Origin of the sequence: Oceanotoga sp. (assembly GCF_030445905.1) — a bacterium.
GTDB classification, from domain to species: Bacteria; Thermotogota; Thermotogae; order Petrotogales; family Petrotogaceae; genus Oceanotoga; species Oceanotoga teriensis.
Genome location: NZ_JASUSU010000038.1, coordinates 17,871 through 27,325, shown reverse-complemented (window position 1 = coordinate 27,325; position 9,455 = coordinate 17,871). Strand labels below are relative to the sequence as shown.

Below are 9,455 nucleotides of genomic sequence, written 5' to 3'. Positions count from 1 at the left end.
ACAATTTAATTATAACCTATGGAGGTAAATATCCCTTTTAACATCGTTTAAAATTACTTTAAATAAACGTTTTTAGAATTTAGAAAGATACTATAATAAAGTAATAAAGGAGGTTGTTTTTATGAATAAATTTCCCACTTTTTTTATAGATAATTCTTTTTCAGATAAAACACTATGTGAAAAAATATTGAATAGAATGAAATTTACGGTTTCGACTTCTTTTGACAATTCTGATATTGTAATATCTTCAAAAAGATCTTATGATGATAAAATATGTATTTTTTTTGAAAAGCAAAATAGAGCTGTTATTTCAAATAACAGCGACTTTACTGCAATTGAGGATTCAAAAATATTTAATTTGATAGAGTTATCAATTTTAAAATCAACTTTTCTTTTTTATGATAATAATGTTTATAATCTTTATGATTTAAAAGATAGATATAGAAACAAAATATCAAAATTTTTGCAAGCCTTAGTTGTTACAATGGAAGTCGAAGATAAAGATACTAATATGTCTCATTCACAGCGTGTTGCTTTTTATTCTGAAGAATTTTCAAAATTCCTTGGAAAAGATGATGATGAAATAAAAAAAATAAAAGAGTTGGCTATGTTACATGATATTGGCAGAATAGGTATAGAACAATTAATGCTTTTTACTCCAACAAGAATAAATGACTTTGAAACTTGGGATTTAGAACATACAGTTACGGGATCTATATTTTTATCTTCTATAGATGAACTTTGGTTTTCTGTACCAGTAGTCCGTTCTCATCATGAATTTTGGAATGGAACAGGTTATCCAGATGGATTATCAGGAGAAGAAATACCCTATTATGCAAGATATATAGGATTAATAGATTGGTTTGACATAGCAACTCATACAGCAACTTCTGAATATGAAGGTATTTTATCGCCGCAACAGGCCATAGATTTTATATCTAATAATTCCGGAATTCTTTTTGATCCTATTTTAGCAAATAAATTTGTTGAATTTATAAATAATTTTCTTGAAAAGAATAAATTTGTATAATTTTGTATAAATTAGATATTTAAAAATATGATATAATAATTCAAGCAAAAATTAATTGGAGGTGTGATATGAGTTTAAGTTGGATTTATACTAAAGATCTAAAAAATTTTATAGGTCAAAAAATAATTTATAAAGGTTGGGTTTGGAATAAAAGATCTAGTGGAAAAATAGCCTTTCTTCAGTTAAGAGATGGTACTGGATTCGTACAAGGAATTGCTGAAAAATCTACTTTAGGAGAAGATGTTTTTTCAGATATAAAAAAAATAAGAAACGAGTCTTCAGTTATAATTGAAGGAGAAGTTCAAAAAGATGATAGATCTCCTATTGGAGTGGAAATAATTGTAAAAAAAATCGATATTTTAAATCAACCTGAAGAAGATTATCCTATTTCAAATAAAGAACATGGTATTGACTTTTTAATGGAAAATAGACATCTTTGGTTAAGATCAAGAAGACAATTTCATATTTTAGCTGTAAGAAATGAGATAATAAAAGCTGTTAGAGAATTTTATTATAATAATAATTTTACACTTATCGATACACCTATATTTACAGGTTCTATAGGGGAATCAGCTGGTAATACTTTTGATATAGAATATTTTGATTATGGAAAAGTTTATCTTGCTCAGACTGGTCAGCTTTATTTAGAAGCTGCTTGTATGGCACATGGAAAAGTATTTAATCTTGGTCCTACTTTTAGAGCTGAAAAATCAAAAACAAGAAGACATTTAATCGAATTTTGGATGAATGAAGCAGAAGTTGCTTATTATACACATGAAGATAATATGAATTTGCAAGAAAATTTGATTTCTTATATAATAGAAAAAGTTTTAGAAAGAGCTAAAGAACATTTAATAGCTTTGGATAGAGATATTTCTAAATTAGAAAAAATAAAAGCTCCTTTCCCAAGAATGACTTACACTCAAGCCGTAGAAGTTCTTCAAAAAAAAGGATATAGTATTGAATGGGGTGATGATTTAGGAGCTGAACATGAAACTGAACTCGCATCACAATACGAAAAACCATTAATAGTAGAAAAATATCCAAAAAATGCTAAAGCTTTTTATATGCAACCTGATCCTGAAAATCCTGAAGTCGTACTTTGTGATGACATGCTTGCACCAGAAGGTTATGGTGAGATAATAGGTGCTTCTGAAAGAATTTGGGAAAAAGAAATTTTATTGAAAAGATTAGAAGAATCTAAATTACCTAAAGAAGAATATGAATGGTATTTAGATTTGAGAAAGTTTGGTAGTGTACCTCATAGTGGATTTGGTTTGGGTATAGAAAGAACTGTTGCTTGGATATGTGGTTTAAATCATATAAGGGAGGCAATTCCGTTCGCAAGAACTTTGTATAGAGTTTATCCATAATGGAGGAATTTATAATGCAATTTGATGAGGATAGAATTTTCAACCCTGAGGAGGTTAAGGACGAAGTTGCTAATATAAGCCTTCGTCCTAAGTTTTTAAATGAATATATTGGCCAAAATTCTGTTAAGAAAAAAATTGATGTTGCAATAAAGGCTGCAAAGATAAGGAAAGATCATCTTGATCATATTGTTTTGGCTGGTCCTCCAGGGTTAGGAAAAACAACTATGGCTAATGTAATAGCCAATGAAATGAAATCTAATATACAAATAACAAGCGGTCCTGTTCTTGAAAGAGCAGGAGATCTTGCTGCTATATTAACAAATTTGAATTCTGGAGATATTCTATTTATAGATGAAATTCATAGATTAAATAGATCTGTAGAAGAAATTCTTTATTCTGCAATGGAAGATTTTCAACTTGATATTATGATAGGCAAAGGACCTTCAGCAAGATCTATAAGAGTAGATTTACAACCTTTTACTTTAATAGGAGCTACCACAAGATTAGGTTTATTAGCAGGTCCATTGAGATCAAGATTTGGAATTATTTTAGAAATGGATTTTTATGAAGCTAATGATTTAAAAGAAATAATAAAAAGGTCTGCAAATCTTTTAGATATTTCAATAAATGAAGATGCTGCATTAGTTCTTGGTGAAAGATCTCGTGGTACCCCAAGAATAGCAAATAGACTTTTGAAAAGAGTAAGAGATATAATTCAAGTAAAATCGAAAAGCAATATTGACATCGAAGATGTTGAAGAAACTATGGAGTTATTTGAAATAGATCATTTTGGTCTTGATGATATGGATAGAAAAATATTAAAAACAATAATAATAAATTATAAAGGTGGTCCTGTAGGTATTAACGCTTTAGGATCTTCTTTGGGTATAGAATCAGATTCTATAAGTGAAGTATATGAGCCATATTTACTTCAAAATGGATTTATAATTAGAAGTCATCGTGGAAGAATTGCTACACAAAAAGCTTATGATCTTTTAAATGTAAAAGAAGATGAAGATAAAAATATTTCAATATGGGGTGATTGAATGAACTCTATTGAATCAAATTTGAACGAATTATATGATGAATTAAAAATATATCCTAATACAAAATTAATAGCTGTATCAAAGTTTTTTCCAGCAGAAGATATAGTAAATGCTTATAATTTTGGTCAAAGAATATTTGGAGAAAGTAAAGCACAAGAATTAAGAGATAAATCCGAATATTTGTCAAATTATGATATAAATTGGCATTTTATAGGAAGATTACAAACTAATAAAATAAAATATATAGTTCCAAGATGTGAATTAATACATTCAGTAAGTCGTATAAAAGAGATAAAAGAAATAAATTTTAGGGCTGAACAAAATAATAAAATTCAAAATATATTAATAGAAGTTAATATATCACAAGAAGATTCTAAATCCGGTATTGATAAAAATTCCATTTCTAATTTCTTAAAAGAATGCAGTATTTTTAAAAATATAAAAATAAATGGATTTATGACAATGGCTCCATTGACTGATGATGAAAATATTATAGAATCTGTATTTTTTGAAGCCTCTAAACTTCTAAATAGTTTTAAATTTTCTTATCCTGATTTAAAAGAACTTTCTATGGGAATGACTAATGATTATAAATTAGCTTTAAAACATGGTGCTACTTTTATAAGAATAGGTAGTAAAATATTTGGAAATAGAAATTATTGAGGTGATAAAATGTTTGCATTGGGTAACTTTTTTACAGCGATCGGAACTGTTTTAAGAATAAGTATAAATTTTATTGAATTAACCATAATTATATCTGTTGTTATGAGTTTTTTATTCCCAGTTTATAATAAGTTTAAATCAATAGTAGATTCTATAAGTGAATTTTTTTTGAGACCTATAAGAAGATATCTTCCTGTAAATATAGGCATGTTTGATTTTTCTCCTTTTATAGCAATTCTCATATTAATTTTTACTGATAGATTTTTAGTTCAAACATTAATAGACTTTGGAAATCGTTTGGGGTGAAATTTTGAAGATAATTTTATTTTTTAATCCTACAAAACATAATAAAGAATATATTGAAAAAAATATATCTCATATTTTTGAAAATAATAATATAGAAGTTTTAGATATATTATCTGCAAGTTCGTTTGTAAATGAAAAAATAGCCAATTCAGCTGATTTTTACGTTGTTCTTGGTGGTGATGGAACCGTACTAAGAATTTCTCAAATAGCAACTTTTCATAATAAACCTATAATATCTATAAATCTCGGTACATTAGGATTTTTAAGCGCTTATTCAAGAGAAGAAATCGAATTAGCTGCTTTGGATATTAAAAATAAAAATTTGAAATTTTCTTCAAGATATTTAATAAAATGCAATATTGATGGTAAAAATATAATTGCTCTGAATGATTTTGTTATTCAAAAAAGTCAACCAGTTGGTACTATAGATCTTGAAGTCAAAGTTGCAAATCATATTTTGTATTCTTTTTTAGGAGATGGTATAATAATTTCTACTCCTACTGGTGCAACTGGATATGCTCTTTCTTCAGGCGGTAGTATAATAGACCCCGATTTAAATATGATGGAATTAGTTCCTCTTTCTCCTCATGCTTTAAATATAAGACCTTTTATTGTGTCTCCAAATAGAAGTATTGAAATAAATATTAATAATATTTCAGCTGGTTTTTCATATATAACAGGAGATGGAAATATAATAAAGAAGCTTGAGCCAGGTACTTCTATAAAAATTTCTGGAAGTGAAAAGAGAATTTTACTTGCACAAAAAAATACTGAAACTTTTTATTCAACCTTAAATAAAAAACTGGCTTTTGGCAGGAGGTTTGAATGATGATTGATGATTTTGAAGAAAGACATTTGAATTCATTTAAAAATGATAAATTAATAATATTTTTAAATAATGTTTTAAAAATGGGAAGACTTGTACAAGGTATGTTTTACAAATTTAAAGATTCTTATTTTGAAAAAGATAAAAATTTATCCAACGAGATAATCGAACAAGATGATAGACTCGATTTTTTAGAATCTAAATTAGAATATGATGGATTAACAATGATAAGTGCCAATAATTATACTGGAATATATTTAAAAGCCTCTCTTTTAGGTATTAAACTGTCATATATTTTTGAAAACATGGGTGATTTATGTGAAGAAAATGCTAAAATAAATCTTGAAATCTTAAAATTACCCCAATTCGTAAATATGGTAAGTTTTGAAGATATTTTTATTCAAAGCCATGAAATGTTGTCTATATCTTTAAGACTTTTTTCTGATTTCATAAATCTTGAGACAGATAAATTGTCAAAAGTTGATATAGATAAAAAATTTTTTGAACCAGCTAAAAAAATTTGTGCTATGGATATAGAGGTTAATTCTTTATTATCAGCATATAAAAAACATCTTTATAAATCAAAAGAATCAGTTAAAACAACAAATTTACATTTGAACATATTATCAAATATAGAAAGATTTTCTGATTTCACAACAAATATATCTGAAAATATAATATGGGCTCTCAAAGGTGTTCGTTATAAATGCCGAGGTACTAATCTCGAATATTTTTATTCTTTGGAGGACGATTTATGATAAGACTTATAAAGTATATTTCCAGAGAATTTTTTTCTCCTTTTTTAATGGGACTCTTTGGTTTTGTGATATTTGTAAGTGTTCAATTATTATATGAGCTTTCTGAAATAATTGTAAGAAATAAAGTTGGTTTTGATAAATTACTTTTATTGATTTGGTACAATCTCCCTTATTTTGTATCAATGGGAATACCGGTAGGAGTTTTATTCGGTATTTTTTGGTTAATGTCAAGATTATCAAATGATAATGAAATAATTGCAATACAGACTTTAGGTATACCAGCAAAAAGGCTCATGATACCTTTTTTGATTATATCAATATTATTATCTTTTTTCACTTTTATGCTTTTTGATAGTATAGTTCCAAAATCGAACTATGAAGCTAAACAAGCTATGGCTAAATATATTTATCAAAAACCTGAAGCTGTTATAAGCGATAATGAATTTGTAGATCTTGGAGATAATAGATATCTTTTTGTAAAAGAACTTGATAGAGAAAATGGAACTCTTTATGATATTTTGTTATATGAAGTTGACTATAAGAAAACAACTGTTTTTCATGCTCAAAAAGCAAAAAAATATCCAGATGGTTGGAAAATGGAAAATGGTAGAAGTTTTAGAGTTGATTCAAATGGTTTTTTAGAATTTGATCTTTCTTTTAAATCTCTTTCTTTGGATTTAGAAAAAGATGTTGAAGAATTTTTAAATTTTGGTAAGAGTGCCAATGAAATGACTTCAAAAGAATTAAAAGAAAAAATAGATACTTTCTCAAAACTTGGAAGTGATGTTTCTGGTTTAATAGTTTCTTTTCAAAGTAAATTTGCAAATGCATTAGCTCCACTTGTTATATCTATTTTAGGAGTATCTCTTTCTTTATTTTTAAACTTGAAAAGTAAATCATGGAGTGTAATAACTACATTTTTATTAGTTGTTCTTTATCAAGGATCTGGAGCTTGGCTTAATGCATTGGGTAAAGAAAAAATAATAAATCCTGTATTATCAGCATGGATTCCAGATATTTTATTTGGGATTGTTGGAATTTTGCTATTTTTCTTATTAGATACTGAAATTTCTTTTAAAATAACAGAACCTTTAAAAAAAATTTTTGTAGTATTGATTGCATTATTAATTTTCCCAAGTATTAGTTATTCTGCAAATGTCAATATTGAATCAAATGATTTTCAAATAATAGATGATATTTTACAATTTAATCAAGAATTGAAAATACTTTATAAAGATTCAATTATAACTGCTGAAAAAGGTTCAGCAGTTTTAAATGATGATAATACTATCAATAGTGCTGAATTAACTGGCAATGTTATTTATACTCATGGTGAATCTACTATTGAAGCTTCTACAATGACAATAAATTTCGAAAAAGATGACAGTTTTTTTATAAATTCTTATACTTTACAAAAGTATAAAGATGATAAAAATGAAGTAGAAGTCAAGGTTTGGTCTGAAGAAATTTACAAACCTTTAGAGGACGATTATTTTATTTCGGAAAAAACTAAAATGACTACTTGCAAAGACTGTATAACATATTATTTTAAATCTCGAAAAGTAACTATTTATCCAGAAAAATTTCTTATAGCAAGAGATGTTACTTTGGAATTTTTTGGTGTTCCCGTTTTATATTTACCATTTTACTTTCAAAGTTTAAATGAAGATGATAATGAGCCTTTTTCTTTAAAGTTTGATTATGAAAATAATAAATTAACTTTTTTAATAGGAATTAATTATTTATTTGAAAATGAGAGTCTTTTGAAATTAAAATATGGTATGACAAATGATTTTGAAAATTCTTTGACTTATCAAAAGTTTTTATTTAAATATGGAATAAAAGTTTTTGATAAGTACTTATATTTATACTCAAATATAGAAAATAATATTAATACAGAACTCGGTTTTGAATATGATATTTATGATAAAGATTCTTATATGCGATTAACTCAAGATAATAAGAATACTTTGATGAAATTTGATCTATATATTCCTGAATTAAAAACACCTTATGGAAATATAAAGAACATCAGATCTAATGTTTATTGGAATGAAAATACTCTTTATTATATAAAATTTTTACAGGCTTATACTGATGCTTATCAAAAAAAATATAAAAAATCAATAATATCATTATCAAGGTTAGGAGTAAATCTAGAATATAAAAATTTAAACGGTTTTAATATAGTAGAAGCATGGAAAGAAAAAAATAGTCGTATAGAAGTTAAAGGAAAATATGGTTTTTATTCAAAATACTCAAATTTAACGGGTGATTTATATTATAATCTAACTTCAGAATCTTCTAAAGTTCTAAATAATCAAATAGATTCAAAAAACAAATTTGAATATGATTATACTTTAAATAAATTTAAATTACTCGATATAGATGGAAAAACAGGTTTTGAAACTACTTCAAATTTTAATCATAAAAGAGATTTTACAGAAAATTCAAAGTACTCGATCGGACATACTTTGTTTGATTTTACATTAAAACCTAAAATAGACATGAGTTGGAATATATTGGAATTTGGTAATTTTGTGGAATTTAAAAAAGTTTTTGAAAATTCTTTAACACCTTCTGCAACAGATGAAGTTAATTATGGGGATTATATTGGATATAAATTGAGTTTTTTCGAAAATAATTTTAAAAATGCTGCAAGAATAACCAGAAAATACAATTTTTTGAAGGATGGTTTTGATAAAATTTCTTATCTTGAATTAAAAACAGATACATCTTTAAATATATTCAACTTTAAAAATCAACTACAAACTAAAACACTTTTTGATACAGATATTGAAATAAAACCTAAAACAACAGAAGTTAAATTTAAATCAGAATTAAAACCTTTTTATCATACAAGTGAATTCACGTATAAACATAATGAAGAAAAACCTATTGAGTATATATTAAATAAAGAAAAAGTTTTATTCAATAGGAATAGATTAGAAATTGAATATAAAATATATCCATATGAAGAAGAAATTGAAAAAATTCTACCAGAATTACTTTCAAGTTATTCATTTTATATTTTTGGGAACAAATTAATTGGTAAGTTCAATATAAAAGATGATTATAATAGATTTGAACTTTATAAAAATAAATTTCTGGAAGAAAATTCTTTATTTTCAATGACTTTTGGTGGTAATTATTATAGAAAAGAAAATTTTTTAACTGCCAGTATAGGTATAGAAAGTCGTGATGAAAAAGAATTTGCTGATATGGAATTTGAATATGATATAGAAAATGAAATTTTAGATTTTAAAAAATTTGAAATTCAAAAAAGAATTATTTGTTGGACTTTTAACATAAAAGCTGATATATCATTTTTACCACAATTTGAATTAAAAAAATTCACACTTACATTTTTTATAAATAATCTTCCAAACAAAAATGTAGCTTTTAGCGATGATGGATTTGAATTTGGACTTATGTAAAGGAGTTGTTTTTAAC

8 protein-coding genes are annotated in these 9,455 nt (G+C 25.7%); all 8 read left to right on the top strand.

The window, feature by feature from the left end:
- Positions 1–121 precede the first annotated feature (121 nt).
- The 8 genes from PWP28_RS10585 to PWP28_RS10550 all read left to right on the top strand — a co-directional run bounded on the left by PWP28_RS10585 (position 122) and on the right by PWP28_RS10550 (position 9,439).
- Entirely contained in the window at positions 122–1,030 is a 909-nt protein-coding gene (locus tag PWP28_RS10585) for an HD-GYP domain-containing protein (RefSeq protein WP_264149971.1), read from the top strand.
- A 68-nt stretch (positions 1,031–1,098) separates the two neighbouring features.
- Positions 1,099–2,403 (top strand): asparagine--tRNA ligase, encoded by a 1,305-nt coding sequence (gene asnS, locus PWP28_RS10580; protein ID WP_109603938.1) that lies wholly within the window; start codon positions 1,099–1,101, stop codon positions 2,401–2,403.
- Positions 2,404–2,417: 14 nt separating this feature from the next.
- Positions 2,418–3,449 carry a Holliday junction branch migration DNA helicase RuvB gene (ruvB, locus tag PWP28_RS10575; RefSeq protein ID WP_206050493.1) on the top strand — a complete coding sequence of 344 codons (1,032 nt, stop codon included), beginning with the start codon at positions 2,418–2,420 and terminating at the stop codon, positions 3,447–3,449.
- A complete protein-coding gene (locus PWP28_RS10570; protein ID WP_264149970.1) occupies positions 3,450–4,112 on the top strand; it encodes a YggS family pyridoxal phosphate-dependent enzyme in 663 nt (220 codons plus the stop codon).
- A gap of 9 nt (positions 4,113–4,121) precedes the next feature.
- Entirely contained in the window at positions 4,122–4,418 is a 297-nt protein-coding gene (locus PWP28_RS10565) for a YggT family protein (RefSeq protein WP_109603935.1), read from the top strand.
- 4 nt (positions 4,419–4,422) lie between these two features.
- On the top strand, positions 4,423–5,247 hold the full coding sequence (locus PWP28_RS10560; RefSeq protein ID WP_308644710.1) for an NAD(+)/NADH kinase: 825 nt from the start codon (positions 4,423–4,425) through the stop codon (positions 5,245–5,247).
- Positions 5,247–6,002, top strand: coding sequence for a PhoU domain-containing protein (locus tag PWP28_RS10555; protein WP_158274757.1), 756 nt, complete (start codon positions 5,247–5,249; stop codon positions 6,000–6,002). Before PWP28_RS10560 ends, PWP28_RS10555 begins: the two co-directional genes overlap by 1 nt.
- On the top strand, positions 5,999–9,439 hold the full coding sequence (locus PWP28_RS10550; RefSeq protein ID WP_109603932.1) for an LptF/LptG family permease: 3,441 nt from the start codon (positions 5,999–6,001) through the stop codon (positions 9,437–9,439). Before PWP28_RS10555 ends, PWP28_RS10550 begins: the two co-directional genes overlap by 4 nt.
- Positions 9,440–9,455: the final 16 nt, after the last annotated feature.

Bases quoted from the DNA above. Each gene is read 5' to 3' on its own strand.
- PWP28_RS10585 (WP_264149971.1), top strand. From the start codon at position 122: ATGAATAAATTTCCCACTTTTTTTATAGATAATTCTTTTTCAGATAAA.
- asnS (WP_109603938.1), top strand. From the start codon at position 1,099: ATGAGTTTAAGTTGGATTTATACTAAAGATCTAAAAAATTTTATAGGT.
- ruvB (WP_206050493.1), top strand. From the start codon at position 2,418: ATGCAATTTGATGAGGATAGAATTTTCAACCCTGAGGAGGTTAAGGAC.
- PWP28_RS10570 (WP_264149970.1), top strand. From the start codon at position 3,450: ATGAACTCTATTGAATCAAATTTGAACGAATTATATGATGAATTAAAA.
- PWP28_RS10565 (WP_109603935.1), top strand. From the start codon at position 4,122: ATGTTTGCATTGGGTAACTTTTTTACAGCGATCGGAACTGTTTTAAGA.
- PWP28_RS10555 (WP_158274757.1), top strand. From the start codon at position 5,247: ATGATTGATGATTTTGAAGAAAGACATTTGAATTCATTTAAAAATGAT.
- PWP28_RS10550 (WP_109603932.1), top strand. From the start codon at position 5,999: ATGATAAGACTTATAAAGTATATTTCCAGAGAATTTTTTTCTCCTTTT.